This is a genomic window from Rossellomorea aquimaris (assembly GCF_001877785.1).
GTDB classification, from domain to species: domain Bacteria; phylum Bacillota; class Bacilli; order Bacillales; family Bacillaceae_B; genus Rossellomorea; species Rossellomorea aquimaris_A.
This window is the reverse complement of the sequence record NZ_MINN01000074.1, coordinates 39,290-58,130: the sequence shown is the minus strand read 5'-3', so window position 1 is coordinate 58,130 and position 18,841 is coordinate 39,290. Positions and strand designations below refer to the sequence as shown.

The following is an 18,841-nucleotide window of genomic DNA, read 5'->3' as shown; positions in this document are numbered from 1 at the left end:
CTCTCGTTGAAAGGTAAGATTCCTATGGAAGCAAAAGATTTAATCCTGCAGGCTGAAGATATCCATAAAGCGACGGAATTGATCAATTCAAAATTAGGCAACCCCGTCATCATTGAAAACAAAAATTTCGAATTGATTTCCTACAGTTCCTCTTTCGATAAATTCGACCAGACACAGCAAAAGACAATCCTTACGAAGAAATGTCCGATTTTCATCATCGACCGGCTGAAAAAAGAAGGCATCGTACACAGGCTGGAAAACCAATCGAGTCCGATCCGTGTTCAACCCATGGAAGAACTCGGATTCCATCAGCGTGTCGTCATTGCCGCAAAATATCTTGGGAATACGATCGGGTATATTTGGGTCCAGGAATCCGGCCGCCTTCTCCAAAGTGAAGAGTTTGCATTCCTTGAAGAGATCTGCCCCCACCTGGGGAATCTGATCAATGATATTTACGCAAAGGCAAATTTTAAAAAAGACAAAAAAGAAGAAGTATTATGGCGCCTCCTTCAGCATGAATACGGAAGTGAAAGCCAGCTCCGCCATGATGCATCACTTGTCAAACTGACATTACCCGAAAGGTTTACCGTGGCCGTCTATTCAATCACATCACCACAATACAAACCTATGCTCCATCATCTGGAGAGGCTTGTCCAAGAGACCGCCTTCCACTCAACTATTTACGCGTTGAAAACAGAATACCAGGTGATCCTTGTTCTATACGGCAAAGCTGATAAACCATTTTCATCGCTGGAACTAGCCAGGGATTTGGCCAAAAAGGTCAAAGAACAAACAGGTGAGGAACAATTTTATAATTTCCTGATCGGGGTCGGAAAGGAATATACCTCCCTCTATCAAATGAGGAAGAGCTTCTTGGAAGCGTCTGAGGTCATCGAAACCGCCAACTTCATCAGCCCGCGTCCCGAATCGATGCCGCGGGAATTCGCGCAGTTGGGCATTTACCGGTACCTCCCTGCCCTCTATGAAAAAAACACATCAAAGGATTATTACAGTGATGACCTGCTGTCGTTGATCAAAAATGATGTCAAAAAACAGACAGATCTGCTCCGGACACTCGAAGTCTATTTGAAAAATGACGGAAAAGGTAAACAGACCGCCAATGAATTGTTCATCCATCCTAACACCTTGAATTATCGCATCAAAAAAATACAAGAGCTGACCACAATTGATTTCAATAACTTCAATATGAAAGTGTACTTATATACTGAATTATTGTTGTTGAATAATGTGGAAGCTTATTATCAGCGTTATAAAGATGCGTTGAAGGGAATGGATTAGGGCGGAATGGGGACAGTTCTGCTCCTGTTTTTTTGGGGCGGGTTGAGCCGGGGGTTAATTGGGGACGGTTCTCATCCTGCTTTTTCAAGGCGGGTAGAGCCGGTCCCATTGGGCTTACGGGTGTATACACCGCCAGGTATCCAGAGTGATGAAAGCATAGTTTTGATAATATATTTGTGTTTTTTATAATAAATTGCTGATTTATGATAATAAAATCGGATTTTTTGATAATAAATTTGCCATTTTTGATAATAAAAACGATCATACACACCATAATACCCCTGCTCATATTCGAAATACCTGCATCATTGTCTCAATCATAATGGATTCTAACTAAAACAAACGGAAATCCTGCCCAAAAGAGTGAATTTCCCTGGTAAAATTAGACTACTATTCGGGTCACAGCACCTGTCCCCTCAAACCACTGCACGCATTTTGAGACGCAGTACTTGTCCACTGTGCCCCACCATCTCCTTCGGGCTGCCGTTCAACCCAATGGTAATTCCTCACACCGTGGACAAATTATTTTTTTCCACAACATACCCCTCATCCGAATTCTTAATTACAATATCAAAACCCTCACTATAAGGGTGCATAAATAACTCATACTGAATCCTGCGCTCTTCATGCGACTGCCTCAAATAATCGATATTTGTCCCTCTTTCCTTCACATCACGATGAGACCTTCTCCTTAATTCGGTATCCCCATCTGTATAGAGGTAAATTTTCAAATTATAAAGGCTTGGATCCGTAAATGCAACTGTCATCCCTTCAATAATATTGACTTTGTTCCGGTGAGAGATTAACCGGCGCTTTGCATAATCCCAATGCATTGTGAATAAATCCAGACCATTTCTGATCATATGCAGGTCCCGCTCTAAAGCCAGTATGTTATGGGCACCCGGGTGGCAAGCCGTCATCTTATCTTGATGACGTTCATTGTTATATTCATAATCTATTACTGCATACTTCCTGATTTGAGAGGAACCGATAATATAGGGGTCGGTATTCATATAATTCAAGTCATCCCGCCCTACCTGCCTAATAAGTTCATTTGCAAACATCGTTTTGCCAGAAGCCCCATGACCTGAAATACCAATGATGATTTTTTTATCTGTGCCTCTTACCCAATTGGCTATCCTGTGTATGATCTTGTCCATAAATCCTCCGTTATTTTTCATTGTTCTATCTGTTTGTTAGAGCGTTATGTCGGATACCCCACCATGTATTAGTGCTAGTGATTAGGCGGTTTTGATAATATATTTCTATTTTTGATAATAAAGGGTTCGTTTTTGATAATATATTGGGATTTTTGATAATAAGCGGGCCGGTTTTGATAATAAAATAAATCCTGACCGGATAATACCCGCAGTGACAACAGTAAACCCTATCCTACTTGATAGCTTCCTGGCATCCTTACCGAATCCTTATTAAAAAAGGATGAAATCAGATCGAAAAGGTGAATTTCATGTCTCAATTCTCATTCCCGGGCCACACACATATTCCAATCGTGGTACTTCTCTCCACACCCCGACACACCCGCCCCCCACTCTAACTCACTCAGGCAAATTCAACTGCCACGATACCCCAAACCGGTCATTTAACCAGCCGAACTTCTTGCTGAACCCATAATTCCCCACCGGCATAAGAGCCTGTCCACCTTCATTCAGCTTCTCATAAAGATGATCGAGTTCTTCTTCGGAATCACATGTCACATAAATCGAGAAGGAAGGTGTAAAGGTAAACTGGTGTTGTATATTACTGTCGATGCACATGAATTCCTGGTCTTTCAATTCAAACGTAGCCTGCATAACCGTCCCTTCATCCCCGCTTTCATTAGCACCATAACGAACGATATTTGTGATTTCAGAATCCTCCACAATGGAAGTGTAGAACTTCATCGCTTCCTCTGCATTGCCGTCTTGGAACATCAAAAATGGTGTGACTTTATGCATGATTGATCTACTCCTTTTTTGAATTTACATAAAATAACTTACAAAAACTGGAGAACGCGTTATAATTGAATATATTGGTTGCTCTATAGGTAACCGAACAGATCGCAATCTAAAAAAGGGGGCAGCATCATTGTTCAAAAAAAGCATCCGTTACCCTTTAATCTATTTATCAGCATTAACCTTCTGGCAAGGCATCATCAATGGACATATAATGTGGACAGCGAATATCAGCATTTGTTTTTTTATATTCTTGACGATGCTGCTTATCAATTGGGCAAACAAGCCGTATAACTGGAAAAAGGATAGGGATAAATCTTATTAAGAAATGCCTCAAAGCCCCGTTCCGGTCCCGCGACATCACTCACCCCTCACCTCAAATCAAACATTCCCTTCCCATCCTCCATATTTATCGGCAAAGATGAATGTTCGTGGGTAATCAGCCAGGAGCCGTCCACCCGTTTCAAGCCAAATGTAAACCGGTTGGTCATCTGGCGCAGTTTTTCTTCGGATCCTTCTTTGTAAGCAGCAAACGTAACAGCACAATGAACGAATGCGAGATTCGTATTTTCTTCAATCACTACATCTTCTACACCCACTTTAAGTACATCGCCATTATCCTTTAAATCGTGGAACCAGCCTGAAACGCTATCCCTCCACGCATCTTTCCCTTTGCACTCCCAGCTCCCCCAGCAGTCATAAATATGTACGTCAGATGAATACACCGCTAAAAATTTTTCGATGTCTCTCTCGTTTACAGCCTGCTTGTAATTTTCAAGGACCCCCTGAATTTCAGACATAAGTCCATCTCCCTTGCACTGAGTTTTGATCGTTCAGTTATTTCTTCCATACTGATTCTATGAATTCCTCCATTCCTGAGAAGATTAAAGTATCACGACCCTTGGACGAACCAACAATCGAACTTAAAAAGAAGCGGGAAATCCTTTGTCCCATGCTTCACTAACGTTATGCAAAGTGGACCTGGCCCCCTCCTCCACCGGTTTGTTTGAAAGTTTCCAATAACTGCTGGGTATACTGGTCAAATTTTTCTTCACCCATTGGATTGAAAGATTTTTTCTATTAAACTTCATCCTTTCCAAGCAAGAGTACCAGCTCTAAATTTTTGATTATTGTCATATCCGGGAAGATGCGATCCTGCGTTCCTACCCGCTCACCCTCCTAAAATCCTCTGCCCCAGCTACTTTCTTATTACTCGTTGTTTGACTCGCCTTGTCTTTCCTTCCCTTTTTCAAAACAACTGGAGTATTGGAATCCAACATTGCTTCTAACCCCCTGACAACCCCATTCAACGAAAGAATCGTCAAAGAAAAGAAGAACATGGGAACCATGAAGATCCACCAGGCATTGAAGAGTTCATGGAAATTCAGGGCCATGATTCCTGCCCATTCCTGAACGATAGGTTTGGGTGGATCGCAGAAAGGTCCATAACATACGTCTGTGCCTCCAAAGAACAACTGGAAAAAACCAAGATGCGCTATAATCAACAATACCTGAATAACGATTTTCGGATAAATGATGGAGAGTCTTAGCTTCAAGTGAGGCATGACATGTTTTTTGAATAGAAAAATCCTGCTTCCTCCGAGCACCTTTGCACTCAATATGAATTCTTTTTTCAGTATCTCCCTGGTCTCATTTGAGATTAAAACGGCCGTGGTCGGGACGGTGATCACGGCAAGGGTGATAATGGTCAGCGTCACTCTTGCCATAAAGGTGGTTTCAAAACCTCCCGGCGGCTCCCATAGTAATGGGAATAGTATGTTGTAGGCAATGATGGATTGGGGGATGAAATATAGGGATGATAGCAGTGTTTGAGAGATGAACTGATTGGCAGAGTTCATAAATCCCCAAACGACCCCCGCGATGAAAGAGACCGCAAAGCCCAGCATTGAGATGACGACTGCCGCACCGAGGGTATATTGCGCACCCTGAAGTACTTTATAGAACATATCGTATCCGTTCCGGTCTGTTCCAAAAGGATGTTCAATCGAAGGTGCAAACGGTGCTTTACCTAAGACCTTTCCATCCTGGCTGTATGCCAGCAGTGTTTGCGGTATCTTCCCTTCAAACAGATAGTTAAACGTTATGCTGCCTGCCAGCAGCATGAGGATAAATCCACTGCACAAGATGATTAGAATCTTCACTTTCCCCCTCGTCATAAACTCATCTCCTTTCCAATCCTTTTCTTTATGATCAACTGAAGGCTCTTTAGTAATGTATAAATTGGAAGGAACAACAGGATGGCAGTGATCGCAAAGATGGAAGGAGAATTATAGGAAAATAGAAAAGAGGTAACGCCAAACACATTGAAAAGATATTCCAGAATCAATAAATTGGACAGCATCATCCACACAATCTGCTTCCCGTGATACGTGACACTGATCAGGATATTCCGGATCATATGTATAAACAAAATGCGGTACTTATTCAGTCCCTTGCTCTTCGCCAGCTCAACATATGATAAATGTTCTTCTTCTATTAAAAAGGAGACCAATAACCCCAAAAAGAAAAAAGTGGGTAAAATACTCAGCGTGACTGCAGGAAAGAGGGTCACTTGATTTTCCCCCGTTGATGCTACGTCAATCAACAAAAGACCCATGCTCTTGAAGAATAATATAACACCGAGTTGAAGAACGGCTATAATGAAGATATCAGGCAGCGAACTCACGACGACTGAACAAGCCTTGATAATTTTTTTAAAAAACTCACCTGAAATAAAATAAAATACGAGCAGAAGCAATGAAGTGAGAATGGCAATGGCCAAAGCAAGAAACACTATCCTGGCACTGCTGAAAAAGGCGATGAATAAGAGTGGAAACACCTCCCGTTCAATTTCAGATACTGGATTAACATACACAAGCTCGTACGGTTGGATGATATCTTTAAAAACGGACAGAAGACTATCAAAATAAGAAGTCTCTATATCAAATACTGCTGTTGTCGAACTGACCAGCACAATTCCCAATATGATTAATAATGGCTCCATAACAGGTTTAATAACAGATTTCACTACTCTCCCCTCCAATCATCCTTGAGACCATCAGCAGCATATATAAGGTGACGATCCTACTTTTAGTCTGCAAGGGTTTCCATTTCCCTAAGATCTTTCGGCAATAGATGGTATTCAGTTGTGTCGACTCGATACGCCACTCCCATCAACTTAAGTCCATAGTAATCGTTTCCGTTGAAGCGATATTTAAAGGCACCTTTCGTATTTTTCACATCTTTTAACTCCTTACCTCGTTCCCCCAAGATGTTTTTCACATCCTGTGTCTGAAGATGAGGATAGATGATGACGTTAAGCAGGAGCTGTTTATCCCTCTTTACACGTTCAGTCACAAACTGAAACGACCCTTCACGATTAACCTTCACTTTGTCTTCAAGCTCAAAAGAGTTATTCTTATCCCCTGATTTTTCAAGCGTAATAACGGTCCCTTCCGGAAAATTGCTTAATCCCTTTATGACAACTTGATTTGGAAGATTATATACATTTCCTGAGAAATGATAAGCTTCATTTTTGCCTGCATTGTTTGTAGTGAATTGATCAAAAGGAATTACAAAAGATATTATCATCACTAATGCAGCTATTCCTGCCAAACTCAAAAAGAGGGGCTGCATCTTATTTCGTAAAGATGTTTTCATTTCATGCTTTATGGCGGCATCCATTAAATTTTTATGTATTTTCTCCTGTACAGATTGATTAAAATGCCTGTCATAATCCGGTTTAGGCATTTCGGTGATTTCACTTGCCAATTGATACACCTGAGAATTGTCATATTCCTTTTTCACTGCAGCCCCTCCTTCTTATTTTGCAGAGCTTTTAACGCCCGATGATAGGTAATTCTTACTTTGTTTTCATTCCAATTTAATATGTCCGCCGTTTCTGATACCGTAAATTCTTTTATCCCTCTCAAGATGATGACATCCCGATAGTTCCTTTTTAAAGAATGGATGGCCTCGTAAAGTATTTTGTTCTGCTCATTGAACTGCAAGATGCTATCGGGACTTTTTTCTTTTAAATCCTCGATATCCCTGCCCGCCAATGTGTTTAAGATTTTTGAACGTTTTTTCTTTCTGATCTCATCTAACCCAACATTCCTGGCAATGCCAAACAACCATGTCTTGGGGCTTGAATTCTCTTGAAAGCGATCAACCCCTTTTATCGCACGGTAAAACACTTCCTGAACCAAGTCTTCAATATCCCCAGACCCCGTATAATAAATCAGGTAATGATAAATATCCTTATTATATTTGTAAAACCAGTCGGAAATCCTGTTGCATGACATCTAACGAAACCCCCACCCATGTGCACACTCATTAATGAGTCGAATCAAATTTCTTTTTATTTCACTTTTTCTGAAATTTTTTATAAAAAATACCTTGTTGAATATGAATCTGCCGCCTTCTCACTGCCAATTATTTCAAACTATGGCGCCGTCCTCAATAAAAAATATAAAAACTGGATGCTAAAGCAGGGGGGACGGTTTTCATTTTGCATAAAATGATGCCGGGTGTACTTCCACCCCACTTAACGCTCCCCCCGCTGCTGCCTTGCAATTTCTCAAAGAATCGAACGATTGGGCTGGTTAGAGCATATAGTATTTCATAGACAGAGAGGTGGGAAACTGTGCAGACTGTAGTTAACCTATACTGTATGAAGGTAAACAGCATCTCAGGAAATGGATCCATTACCATTGGGGAGGCTGTCCATAACAGTCATACGTCCAATAATAAATCCCAAGGCATTAACTCTTCATACGGTGATACTTCCCCTACAGAATCCATGATGGAAAATGTATATATCGATCCGGATGTAAATGATCAGTCAGATTTAGGCAATGCAGATACAGCCAATGTAGGCGCACCTTTACCTGTACCGGTCCCGGTGCCGGCTGATCCACGAGAAAAAGAAAAGGAGGACCCTAATGCCTTATCAAATCAACATATTCAATATTAAAGTTAACGGAGTGACCCAAAACGGGAACGTCGATATCGGTCCGACGGTTCATAACAGTCATACGTCCAACGACAAGTTATTTGGAGCCACACTTTCATTTGGTGATTTTTCTCCTACCTTCTCACAAATGAATACCGGTGTAATCGACCCTGATGTCAGCGACCAGGATCAAATCGCGAATCCGTCCTTCCCTTATGCTTTTCAAGTCTAGATGGAACGCTTCATGAGGTGATAATCGATGGACATTGAAAAAATGAAAAAGTGGCTTGAACTGACCAATCAGTATAAAAGCGATAACTTCTGGAACAGCGTCTTCGAGAGTAAAAACCCGACCCGGTTCTTCAATACGGATGATGACTTTCCCAAATATGATATATATCAAAATAACACCCATGTATGCATCATCCTGGAAGCTCCAGGCCTGACAAAAGAGGATATCAAATTTTCATTGAGCTCCAACACCAATCTTTTGATCAAAGGAACCGTCAGGCAATTCTATCCGAAAGAAATAGAAATACATTCAGAGCGGTTCAGCGGGGAATTCGAAAGGACCATTCCCCTGCCTGAACCGGCCGAGGCGAAATCAATCAACATTCAATTCTTTAACGGACTCATACAAGTGGCTTATCCCCGGAAAATAGAAGAGGTTTCACTGCACGGAGGCTCACAGTAAAAAATACCAACAAAAAAGAATGTGAGAACATGTATACCTATCTTCAAAAAAAACTCTCTTCATTCATCAAGAAAAGCATCGATGAAGAACACAATGAATTGAAGGTCAAAATCCAGGCCCTTGAAAACGAAGTTCAATTGTTAAAAACAAGCATGGTGTCAGGGTTTAAGAACAATCTTTCCACCCAGCAGGAGCCTTCAAAAATTGTCATTGAGCATTTATCAATCGAAAATGTCAACATCGACCATGCTGACTTGAGTAACAATTTCGGGAATCTTGGTATCAAAGATTTAAAAGGACAATTATACATCGGAACAACGTATGACAAACTAAAGCAGCCCAGTGAATTCACAAAAGAATTGTCACCTTCTCCCGGCGAAACGGAGCGCCCAACATCTAAACAACTTTCTCCCAAGGTAAACGTAACCTCCAGAGAAAAGGTGCGCAGTGCCCGCACCAAGGACATTCCTTTGTCATAGGGATGTTTTTTTCTTTGTAAGTGACCAATCTGCGCCTGTGCTCTAATCACTGCAAGAAACTATTCGCCTGCATAAAAAAGGGACGGATCTGCTGCTTTGGAAGCAGCAGATCCGTCCAGAATGATTGACTACAGTAGGCACATGCCTTCCACGACGATCGATACACCAGCAGGTATAGAAAGCGTTAAAAACATAGTTTTGATAATATAATTCTATTTTTGATAATAAATGGTTGGTTTTTGATAATATATTTGGATTTTTGATAATAAGAAGTCCATTTTTGATAATAAATAGTACCCTGCCACCACTAATACCCCCGGTGACAGTGGCATTCAAACCGCTCCAAGCAGATTTACAGGCATTTGTATGTATATTGACTAAGTTCGACTGAAAAATCGAATAAATATCCGTTAAGAATTCTCACTCCCGGCCAGTGGGACAAGGTACCTGTCCCCCTGTCCCGCGTCAAACTTTAATCTTCCGCCCCTTCCAATTCACCGAATGAAATACATTCACTCTGATGAAGGAGTACAGATAGATTCCTGCAAAAAACATAAACAATAGCGGATAAAAAGGGAATACAAACCATCTGAAGTCACCGACCCTGCGGGCAAACCATGCCGTTTGGATCGAATAAAGGATATACAATGCCCCGCTGAACATCATAGCGGCGGGGTTCCAATCAATAATGGATGAAATGAATGCCCCGGCCGTGATGAAGCTGCCGGCAATCCAGAGGATCACCATCAGCATGACGGCTGGATGAGTGGATTTTGAACCGACGGCAAAGCTTTTGCACCAGCCTTCAATCAGGCTCCCGAGGCCTTCCGGGTACATCCGAAGCGAGATGATACCTTTTCCGCCGAGGCATCGGACCGGGAGATCTTTTTCAAGAAATGCCTCCCCCAGGGCAAGGTCATCCATGATGGCACCCTCGATCCCTTTATGCCCGCCAGACAAAAAATAATCGTCGCGGTTACATAGAATACACGGGCCGAACGAGCCTGCGGTTTTAAACCGCGATCCCCAGATCGTAAATAGATTCATGCCCACAACGACGATGATGTTAAAGACAACGGACAGGTGTTCATACAGGCGTTTCACTGTATGAAAAGGCTGCAAAGCCACGATGCCCCTTGCTCCTTTTTCCTGATAGAAATGCAATAATTTGCTTAACCCATCCACACTGGTGAATTTCGTATCCGCATCTAAAAACAGCAGCCAGCTTCCCCTTGCCTGTTCGGCACCGAGCCAGCAGGCCGATGACTTTCCCGCACCATTATTCTTCAGTACCGTGGCACCGAAGCTCTTAGCCACTGCAGCAGTTTGATCCGTTGAATCGTCATCAACCACCAGTATTTCAAATTGCCTGAAACGCTGGTCCTGCAGCGATTCCAACAAAGGTGAAATCCTGCCTTCTTCATTTCTGGCAGGGATGATGATGGACAGGAAAGGGAGACCGGCCGCATTTCTTGCGGTGAAACCGGGAACCGGCAAGGACCTGAACATGATGATGCCGATCACGATAGCCAGAAACCCAATAGCGAGATTAATTACTTCTGATGCTGTCATTCAACCTGCCCCCTTTTTTCTAAATGGCCTGACGAGCCTTTATTTACAACTATCATCCGTAATGATGCCGGCCGGTCGTCATAAATGTTCGTTTCCTTATCATCTCTTCATATAAAACATGAAACCGATCAGCCATTATTCACGTCCCCACCTGCTGCTGCCGCTCAGCCTCTACCTCACAGAATAATCATACATCTCCCCGGTATCGTCCTGAATCAGTTCCTGTGCGGCGATCCTCGCCGATAACAGGACAATTGGGACACCGGCTCCGGGATGGGTGCTGCTTCCGGTAAAATACAGATTTTCACAATGCGTTGCCTTGCTTTGGGGACGATAGTGGTTGCTCTGCTCAAGGATTGGCTGCAGCCCAAACGTCGCGCCGTTATAGGCATTGAATTTCGATTCAAAGTCGAGTGGTGTGGTACACGTTTCTGTTACAATCTCATTTTCGATGTTTTCAAATCCGCGGATTTTCTTCAGTTCATTTAAAATGTAGCTGCGATAATAAGAAATGGTCTCCTCGTCCCATTGATAGTCTGCCGTTGCGACATTTGAAACGGGCATCAGAATATACAAACCGTCTTTCCCCTCGGGTGCAAGGGAAGGATCTATTTTTGAAGCGATATAGACATAAAAGGAGGCATTCGTCAGCTTCTTGCCGTCAAAAATATCCTTCAGATTCTGATCCAGGTTTACATTAAAAATAAAATTATGTACATGCTCGATTTCTTCATATTTACGGTCCATTCCGAGATATAACAGGAAACAGGAACAGGAATATTTCATGCTGTCGATCTTTTTATCGGTGAACTTGCCTTTCGCCCTTTTATCTTTGACCAGATGTTTAATGGCATAGGGGAAGTCTGCATTACAGAGGACATAATCCGAATGAATCTTTTGCCCGTCCACGATGATTCCATCCGCCATGCGATTCACTATGCTTATTTCCTGCACAGCTTTACCATAGTGGATGTTCCCTCCGAGTTCCTTGAAGAGCCTCTCCATGGCAAGGGCCATCGTATACATCCCGCCTTTGATGAACCAAACTCCATATAAAAACTGGATCATCGGGATCATCGTATAAAAAGACGGGCTCTTCAGCGGGGAAATGCCTATGTATAACGTTTGAAAACTGATCAGCTGCTTCAGCCGTTCATTCTTGATGAATTTCCCTATAAAAGAATCGGCCGTGTCGTACGGCTTCAGCTTCAACGCTTTCTTCAGCATCGGGAGGTTGTAAAAATCAGACCTTTTCCGGAACGGCCGGTGAAGAATATGATTCTTGGCGATCACAAAGCGCTTATAAATTTCATGCAGATAGTGAAAAAATCCTTCCGTGTCCTCTTCGCTGATCGATTCAATCGTCTTTGTTAATTTTGTAAGGTCCGAGGAAATGTCAAAAGGCTTATCGGGAATGTCACTGAAATACGCGCGGTAAATCGGATCCAATTTTTGCATTGGGATATAATCATCGGGGTCGCGGCCGCATAATTCGAACAGTTCGCGGTACAGCTCCGGCATCATGACGATGCTCGGACCCAGATCAAATGTGTAGCCATCAAGCTCAATTCTGTTCATCTTGCCGCCGGGTGTGGATCCTTTCTCATAAAGCTCCACCTGGTACCCTGCGTGCTGCAGTCTTATCGCACTGGCAAGCCCCGCGACACCCGCTCCAACGACAATCACCTTTTTATTCATGTACTTTCCCTCATTTCCAAGAACCCATATTCTTCAACCTTTTCACGTCCCATTGTTTCCAAATAACCCGTATTACAACATCTGCTTCATCAACTTTTTCAATTAAAGCTAACTCCCCCTGGAATAGGGAGGGAATCCCATAAGATGTGAGCTCGGTACTTTTATATAGCCCATTGTTTTATGAATGATACCGGGAATCCCATTAATTTTCCATAAAACAAAACGCTCATCACACAAGGGATGAATCCCTCTCCACGATTTTCTTCCCAACCAGCTGGCCGCTCAACGTAACCATCGGCATTCCGCCGCCAGGGTTCACCGTGCCGCCGACAAAATAGAGGTTGTTATAGCGTTCACTTTGTTTCGGATGCTTGAACCCTTTATTCTTCTTTTTGTCCGACACGGTACCATAGATCGCGCCGCGGTCGGATCCGTACGTCCGCCTGATATCTTCCGGTGTCCACATATCCTTTGTGACAATATTTTCGCGCAAACCGTCGAGACCCATTTTTTCCAATTTAATCAGGGTCTGCTCGGCGAATTGTTCATAGTCCTGCTGTGTAAACGGGTTCTCGTCCCGGATAAAAGGAATATGGGGCAGCACTTTAATGTTTTCATGACCTGGAGGAGCCTGAGTCGGATCGGTCTTATTGACGTTGACCAGGTAAATGACCGGATCTTTCGGCAGTTCCCGTCGATGGAAGATCGATTGCATTTGCTCTTTCATATTTTCAGCGAAAAAGAAATTATGATGGCGCAGCTGCGGATAGCTCTTTTTCACACCCAGATGCATCACGAGTCCGGAACTGGCCGGCTCGAATTTCTTTTTTAATTTTTTAATATAGTGGCTGTCTTCCTCCAGCAGCCGTTCGTAAACCGGGATGACTTCCATATTGGAAACGAAATAATCCGCCGTCAGTGTTGTCCCGTCTTCCAATACGGCCCCCGTGATTTCGCCATCCTTCTTTTCAAGTTTGACGATCTGACTTCCGAGATGGAAGGTGACGCCCACTTCCTCAGCCAGCTTCACGAGGCCGTCCGCCAGCTTGTTCAACCCGCCGGGCACATACCAGACACCTTGGTCATGCTGCATGTAAATCATCATATTCAACACGGCCGGGGCATCGTATGGCGACGAACCGACGTACTTGATGAAATAGGAAAGCATATCGCGGAACTGCTCATTGCTGATCCGTTTATCAATGGCTCCGTGAACCGTCGAAAACAGATCGAAATTCTTAATCGCACTGAACAGACCCGTATGCTTCATGATTTCCCTCGTCCGGTCGACACCATGCTGGAAATAGGTCTTATCCGTCATGTCATAAAGCGTTTTAGAATAGTCCAGCAGATTCTGATATTCACGGATATCCTTTTCACTCAAGGAAGGATTCTTCTCCTCCATCTCCTTCAAATCTTCATATAAGTCTATGATATTTCCATCAGGAAAAAAGGAACGCCACTGATGATCCAGCTTCTCAATCCGGACGTAGTCCTTCATCGATTTCCCGCTCGCTGCAAATAAACGCTCAAAGATCTGCGGCATCGTCAAGATCGACGGGCCGAGATCAAAGCCGAACCCATCCTGATCCAGCCTGTTCAGCTTCCCGCCGATGTGATTGTTTTTTTCATATAGGGAGACATCATATCCTGCCTGTGCCAGTGAAATAGCAGCCGACAATCCGCCGAGTCCGCCTCCGATGACGATTACGGTTTTATTTTTCATCTATTAACGCACCTCCTTTTTTTGTTACTGCTCTTATGTACAATCTTTTGGTTATGCTCACCCCGGGGTAGATTCGCACATCCCGCTTGGCCTTGTCCTGTGGTCATATCCGTCTCCTCCTGATCATTCTCGGGATCACTGAACTATGATAAGCCGTCAAACGGCTTGGTTAACGCTTTTCCAATGCTATCAAGTCTGTATCCTCAGCACTTATTTTATACCCTTGTTCCCACCAAAAAAACTTTGGATGTGTTTCATAGCGGTGGTTCAATTTTCACAGATTCGACGCCGCTTCGATTTTTCCAGCGATCAGCTGCAAGGCTTCTTCCGCTTTTTCATTAGGACCGAGATGAGTGAACGCATGTGAACAGTCCCTGAACAGAACATCCTGCACGTTCACCCCTGCCCTTTTCAGCTTCTCTGCATAACGTTCCGCTTCCGGCCTGAATGCGTCGAATTCGGCTATGAGAATAAGGGCCGAAGCCAAGCGGCCGTTGACCTCGGCTAGAACAGGCGATGCCAGGGGATGTGCGGCATGTTCTTTGTCCGGTACGTAACACATGTTGATGAACTGTGCCACCTGCGGATAGCGGGCGCGCAGCTTATCCGGTTCCGGCTTATCCGCATGCGGTGTGACAAAATCCAGCATCGGGCAGGACAGCACCTGCAGCAGCGGCTGGTCCTCTCCTTTTTCTTCAAGGTAGAGACAAAGGGCTGCGGCGATATTTGCCCCCGAACTCTGTCCGCCAACCATGATTTTTCCCGCATCAATATCCAATTCATCTGCTCTCCCCTTCAGCCACCCCAGAATGTCATAGCCCTGATGGATCGGCCTCGGAAAAGGATACTCCGGCGCTTTCCCGTACTCGACATTCAGGACGACACACCCTGCATGATTGGCCAGATAGCGGCAATAAGGATCATCCAGTTCCTTATCATTCATGATAAAAGCCCCTCCATGGAAATTGATATAAACAGGATACTTTTCCTGCTTCGCGCCAAGGGGATAATAGAGTGATATCTGAGTGGGTCCAACGGATGTTTCAACTACAATATCTTTTTTCATTTCGACATCCTCAAGGGGGATCGTCGGTGTTTTCATTGCTTTATCGGGGAGGAGGCGCAGTACTTTTGCGATTAATGAACGGAACATAAGTGTGACCTCACTTTTTAATATGGATTCTTTCATTTAGTAAGTATTCTCCGGGTGAGAGGGATAACCCTTTATTGTGGAGATGAAGTTCGTACGTGGGTATACCGGTCGATACGGTAACGGGTATTAGTAGCGGTGAATAAAAGTTTTTGATAATATATCTGGATTTTTGATAATAAATGGGCTGTTTTTGATAATATATTTGGATTTTTGATAATATCTGCGCCGATTTTGATAATATCCACTCCGACAGTCGCGCGAATACCCTCTTTGTTAGGGGGAATATCTCCTGTTCCCCAGTCTTGTGGCGCCATACAGTTCAGCTTTCTGCATTTTATAAAAAATCTCCTGACAAATTGAGTGATTTTGCCTGATCTTTCACGAGAAACGATCCTTCATATGCGAATGCCCCTCTCGACCCTGCTCCCGTGAATATTTGGAAGCAAATTGCAAATAGTATAAAAAAGTCCAATACAGGGGGTGAAGAACATATGTCTCCAATTAAGATCATACCCAAGAACAAGAAAAAAAAGAGCCCGAAATATAAAAGGGAAGAACCCATCGCAGTGGACGACCCTCTCAGCCACAATAACCATGACGCCTTAAAGAGTAATTTAGATGAAAACATCGCTTACTTAAAAAGCGTCCTGGGAGATAGTGGAGATCTGATTTTCAGAAAAATTCATCCCCACCCTGAAATAACGATGGTCATTGTCTATATTGACGGATTATCCGGTGCACAGCAGATTCAGGACAGTGTCATAAAATCGGTGATGGAATGGACTGAAAAGTATATACAAGAAGACCACAGTCTTAATTTTATAACTACACTCGGAGATTCAATCATGACAATCGGCAATGTCGAGTACTGTGATCATTTTGGTGATATTTTTTCCGCGATCCTCTCCGGAGACTCCGTCATACTTGTAAACGGGTATAATCAGGCAGTCGTGGCGAAGACGAAAGATCCGAACAAACGGGATGTGAGTGAACCGCAGACACAGAGTGTGGTAAGAGGTCCTCAGGAAGGATTTACCGAAGATATCAGGACGAATACGAGTCTGGTGAGAAGAAAGATAAAAAGTGTCGACTTGAGGCTTGAAAGCAGGGTGGTCGGCAGATATACGCATACGGATGTAAGCATCATGTATATAAAAGGTATTGCGAATGAAGACATTGTCGAAGAAGTGCGAAGAAGGATCGACAAAATCGATATTGATGCAATATTAGAAAGTGCATATATAGAGGAGCTTATTCAAGACAGTACGATCAGCCCCTTCCCCACTATGTTCAATTCAGAACGGCCGGATGTGGTGGCTGGAGGGCTGCTTGAAGGAAGGATTGCCATATTGGTGGATGGAACACCCTTTGTATTACTGGTCCCGGTTGTCTTTCCGCAATTCTTTCAATCTGCTGAAGACTATTACCAGCGTTCCGATTTCGGGATTATAAGGCTTCTGCGTTATGTAGCATTCTTTTTTGCCTTATTGAGCCCTTCCCTATTCATTGCGATTAAAACGTATCACCAGGAATTAATTCCGACAGCATTGATGATTACGCTGGCCGCCCAAAGGGAAGGTGTTCCCTTTCCTGCTTTTGTAGAAGCGTTAATCATGGAAGTAACATTTGAAATTCTAAGGGAAGCCGGTATCCGGATGCCTAAAGCGGTAGGTCAGGCCATTTCCATCGTCGGTGCATTGGTTATCGGGCAGGCAGCTGTAGAAGCAGGGTTTGTGACTCCGGCCATGGTCATCGTCGTCGCCGTTACTGCGATTTCTACATTCGTTTTTCCTGCGTACAACCTGGCGATAGCAGTAAGAGGCCTTCGTTTTGCTTTTATGATATTAGCTGCTACTTTCGGTTTGTTCGGTGTTACGATAGGGCTTTTTATGATGGTCATCCATCTTTGCAGCCTGCGTTCATTCGGCATTCCATATATGTTTCCGATTGCTCCGTATAACAAGCCAGATCAAAAAGATTCCATCTTCCACTTCCCGCTGAAATGGCTTTCCAATAGACCGAGGCTCATCAATCAAACGAATTTGACAAAGCAGGCAGCGAAAAAATCCACTGATAACTAGAAACCATCCGAAAGGAAGATGATCCGGGTAATGAAAATACTCAAAGTTATAATCATTTTACTCCTCTGTTCGAGCCTTGTCACCGGTTGCTGGAACCGGAGAGAATTGAATGAATTGGTCATCGCCCTTGCCATCGGATTGGATAAAACCGAAAAAGGCTATCAGTTTACAGTGCAGGTAATCAATCCTACTGTTTCTTCTGAAGCAACCAAAAAGGGTGCTGTCGGATCCACTGTAAGGACCCTTTCTGCTGAAGGGGAAGCATTGTTCGATACCTGGCGGAAATTAACCAAATTAACGCCGCGCAAAACATATTTTGGCCATATTCAAGTACTGGTGCTTCAAGAAGAATTGGTGAAAGAGGATATTTCCAAATTTCTGGATCCATTAATAAGAGATCATGAGTACAGAACAGATTTCTATGTAGTGGTGGCAAAAGACGGGGATAGCGCAAAGGACATTGTGAAGACACTGACATTTTTGGAACCGATCCCTGCTTTATCATTAAAAACCATGCTCGAATCATCAAATGAAAATCTTGGAAGTGCGACTGCCTATGAATTTGACGAAGTGCTTGAAGACTTAAAGACAGATGGGAAAGAACTGGTGATTTCCGGTGTTAAGGTTATGGGAGATGCTGAGGCAGGCTCGCAGGTACCCAATACGGAAACCTCCGATCCCAAAACATATCTTGAACTTGATAACTCAGCTGTTTTCAAGGGCGGAAAGATTGCGGGTTGGTTTAATGAGCAGCAGAGTAAAGGGTACAACTACTCGCAAGGGAATATAAAAAGTACATCAGAAATGGTCTCTTGTCCCATGAATAAAGAAGAGAAATTGACAGTTGAAATAATCCGTTCAAGCGCAAAAATGAATGCGAAGCTTATTGACGGAGTTCCGAAAATAACGATTGAAGTAGAGGCAGAAGGAAATCTTGTGGACGTGGAATGTGAATTGGACCCTTCTGATATGAAAGTGTTAAAAAAGGTTGAGAAAAACTTGTCAAAGCATATAAAGTCAGACATCACTGAAGCAATCCGTGTCTCTCAAGAAGAATTCAAATCAGATACGCTTGGATTTGGAAGTGTGTTACATCGGAAAGAACCCTCCTATTGGAGGAAGCACAAGAATGAATGGGAAGATTTGTTTCCGGCAATACAATATGATATTAGCGTTTCTGCCAAAGTCAGAAATACAGGTTCTTTAGGCCATTCACTGAGTAAGGAGGGATAA

General features: G+C 43.3%; 19 protein-coding genes and 1 pseudogene. 7 read left to right on the top strand and 13 right to left on the bottom strand.

What is annotated here, in order from left to right:
* The first annotated feature begins 24 nt into the window (after positions 1–24).
* Entirely contained in the window at positions 25–1,299 is a 1,275-nt protein-coding gene (locus BHE18_RS04170; protein WP_071617376.1) for a PucR family transcriptional regulator, read from the top strand.
* A gap of 71 nt (positions 1,300–1,370) precedes the next feature.
* Here the strand turns inward: BHE18_RS04170 and BHE18_RS04165 are convergent, their stop codons facing one another.
* The 8 genes from BHE18_RS04165 to BHE18_RS04125 all read right to left on the bottom strand — a co-directional run bounded on the left by BHE18_RS04165 (position 1,371) and on the right by BHE18_RS04125 (position 7,555).
* Positions 1,371–1,568 carry a hypothetical protein gene (locus BHE18_RS04165; RefSeq protein WP_071617375.1) on the bottom strand — a complete coding sequence of 66 codons (198 nt, stop codon included), beginning with the start codon at positions 1,566–1,568 and terminating at the stop codon, positions 1,371–1,373.
* A gap of 237 nt (positions 1,569–1,805) precedes the next feature.
* On the bottom strand, positions 1,806–2,459 hold the full coding sequence (locus BHE18_RS04160) for a uridine kinase family protein (RefSeq protein ID WP_071617374.1): 654 nt from the start codon (positions 2,457–2,459) through the stop codon (positions 1,806–1,808).
* Positions 2,460–2,855: 396 nt separating this feature from the next.
* Positions 2,856–3,254, bottom strand: coding sequence for a VOC family protein (locus BHE18_RS04155; protein WP_071617373.1), 399 nt, complete (start codon positions 3,252–3,254; stop codon positions 2,856–2,858).
* A 368-nt stretch (positions 3,255–3,622) separates the two neighbouring features.
* Positions 3,623–4,051 (bottom strand): YybH family protein, encoded by a 429-nt coding sequence (locus tag BHE18_RS04145; protein WP_071617371.1) that lies wholly within the window; start codon positions 4,049–4,051, stop codon positions 3,623–3,625.
* Between the two features lie 363 nt (positions 4,052–4,414).
* Positions 4,415–5,428, bottom strand: a complete 1,014-nt coding sequence (locus tag BHE18_RS04140; RefSeq protein WP_071617370.1) for an ABC transporter permease — start codon at positions 5,426–5,428, stop codon at positions 4,415–4,417.
* A complete protein-coding gene (locus BHE18_RS04135) occupies positions 5,425–6,279 on the bottom strand; it encodes an ABC transporter permease subunit (RefSeq protein WP_071617369.1) in 855 nt (284 codons plus the stop codon). The genes BHE18_RS04140 and BHE18_RS04135 overlap by 4 nt, the downstream gene beginning before the upstream one ends.
* A 62-nt stretch (positions 6,280–6,341) precedes the next feature.
* Positions 6,342–7,058 (bottom strand): hypothetical protein, encoded by a 717-nt coding sequence (locus tag BHE18_RS04130; RefSeq protein ID WP_071617368.1) that lies wholly within the window; start codon positions 7,056–7,058, stop codon positions 6,342–6,344.
* Positions 7,055–7,555 (bottom strand): RNA polymerase sigma factor, encoded by a 501-nt coding sequence (locus BHE18_RS04125; RefSeq protein ID WP_071617367.1) that lies wholly within the window; start codon positions 7,553–7,555, stop codon positions 7,055–7,057. The genes BHE18_RS04130 and BHE18_RS04125 overlap by 4 nt, the downstream gene beginning before the upstream one ends.
* A gap of 368 nt (positions 7,556–7,923) precedes the next feature.
* On the opposite strand from BHE18_RS04125, the pseudogene BHE18_RS04120 reads away from it, so the two are divergent.
* From BHE18_RS04120 to BHE18_RS04105, 4 genes and pseudogenes are all read left to right on the top strand, one after another.
* A pseudogene (locus BHE18_RS04120) lies at positions 7,924–8,157 on the top strand (spore germination protein); the annotation flags it as partial.
* Between the two features lie 37 nt (positions 8,158–8,194).
* The gene (locus tag BHE18_RS04115) at positions 8,195–8,437 is read left to right on the top strand and encodes a spore germination protein (protein WP_071617366.1); all 243 of its coding nucleotides are present in this window, start codon (positions 8,195–8,197) and stop codon (positions 8,435–8,437) included.
* Between the two features lie 27 nt (positions 8,438–8,464).
* Positions 8,465–8,899, top strand: a complete 435-nt coding sequence (locus BHE18_RS04110) for an Hsp20/alpha crystallin family protein (protein ID WP_071617365.1) — start codon at positions 8,465–8,467, stop codon at positions 8,897–8,899.
* Between the two features lie 29 nt (positions 8,900–8,928).
* Positions 8,929–9,378 carry a hypothetical protein gene (locus tag BHE18_RS04105; RefSeq protein ID WP_071617364.1) on the top strand — a complete coding sequence of 150 codons (450 nt, stop codon included), beginning with the start codon at positions 8,929–8,931 and terminating at the stop codon, positions 9,376–9,378.
* A 465-nt stretch (positions 9,379–9,843) separates the two neighbouring features.
* Here BHE18_RS04105 and BHE18_RS04100 read toward each other — a convergent pair whose 3' ends face one another.
* The 5 genes from BHE18_RS04100 to BHE18_RS04080 all read right to left on the bottom strand — a co-directional run bounded on the left by BHE18_RS04100 (position 9,844) and on the right by BHE18_RS04080 (position 15,841).
* Entirely contained in the window at positions 9,844–10,950 is a 1,107-nt protein-coding gene (locus BHE18_RS04100) for a glycosyltransferase family 2 protein (RefSeq protein WP_071617363.1), read from the bottom strand.
* Between the two features lie 171 nt (positions 10,951–11,121).
* The gene (locus tag BHE18_RS04095) at positions 11,122–12,648 is read right to left on the bottom strand and encodes a phytoene desaturase family protein (protein ID WP_071617362.1); all 1,527 of its coding nucleotides are present in this window, start codon (positions 12,646–12,648) and stop codon (positions 11,122–11,124) included.
* Positions 12,649–12,877: 229 nt separating this feature from the next.
* The gene (locus BHE18_RS04090; protein ID WP_071617361.1) at positions 12,878–14,374 is read right to left on the bottom strand and encodes a phytoene desaturase family protein; all 1,497 of its coding nucleotides are present in this window, start codon (positions 14,372–14,374) and stop codon (positions 12,878–12,880) included.
* Positions 14,375–14,648: 274 nt separating this feature from the next.
* Positions 14,649–15,563: an alpha/beta hydrolase gene (locus tag BHE18_RS04085; protein WP_235860247.1), complete on the bottom strand. Its 915-nt coding sequence runs from the start codon at positions 15,561–15,563 to the stop codon at positions 14,649–14,651.
* 35 nt (positions 15,564–15,598) lie between these two features.
* Complete coding sequence (locus tag BHE18_RS04080; RefSeq protein ID WP_071617360.1) at positions 15,599–15,841, bottom strand: hypothetical protein; 243 nt, start codon at positions 15,839–15,841, stop codon at positions 15,599–15,601.
* Between the two features lie 177 nt (positions 15,842–16,018).
* On the opposite strand from BHE18_RS04080, the gene BHE18_RS04075 reads away from it, so the two are divergent.
* Complete coding sequence (locus BHE18_RS04075) at positions 16,019–17,608, top strand: spore germination protein (RefSeq protein WP_071617359.1); 1,590 nt, start codon at positions 16,019–16,021, stop codon at positions 17,606–17,608.
* Positions 17,609–17,638: 30 nt separating this feature from the next.
* Entirely contained in the window at positions 17,639–18,841 is a 1,203-nt protein-coding gene (locus tag BHE18_RS04070) for a Ger(x)C family spore germination protein (RefSeq protein ID WP_071617358.1), read from the top strand.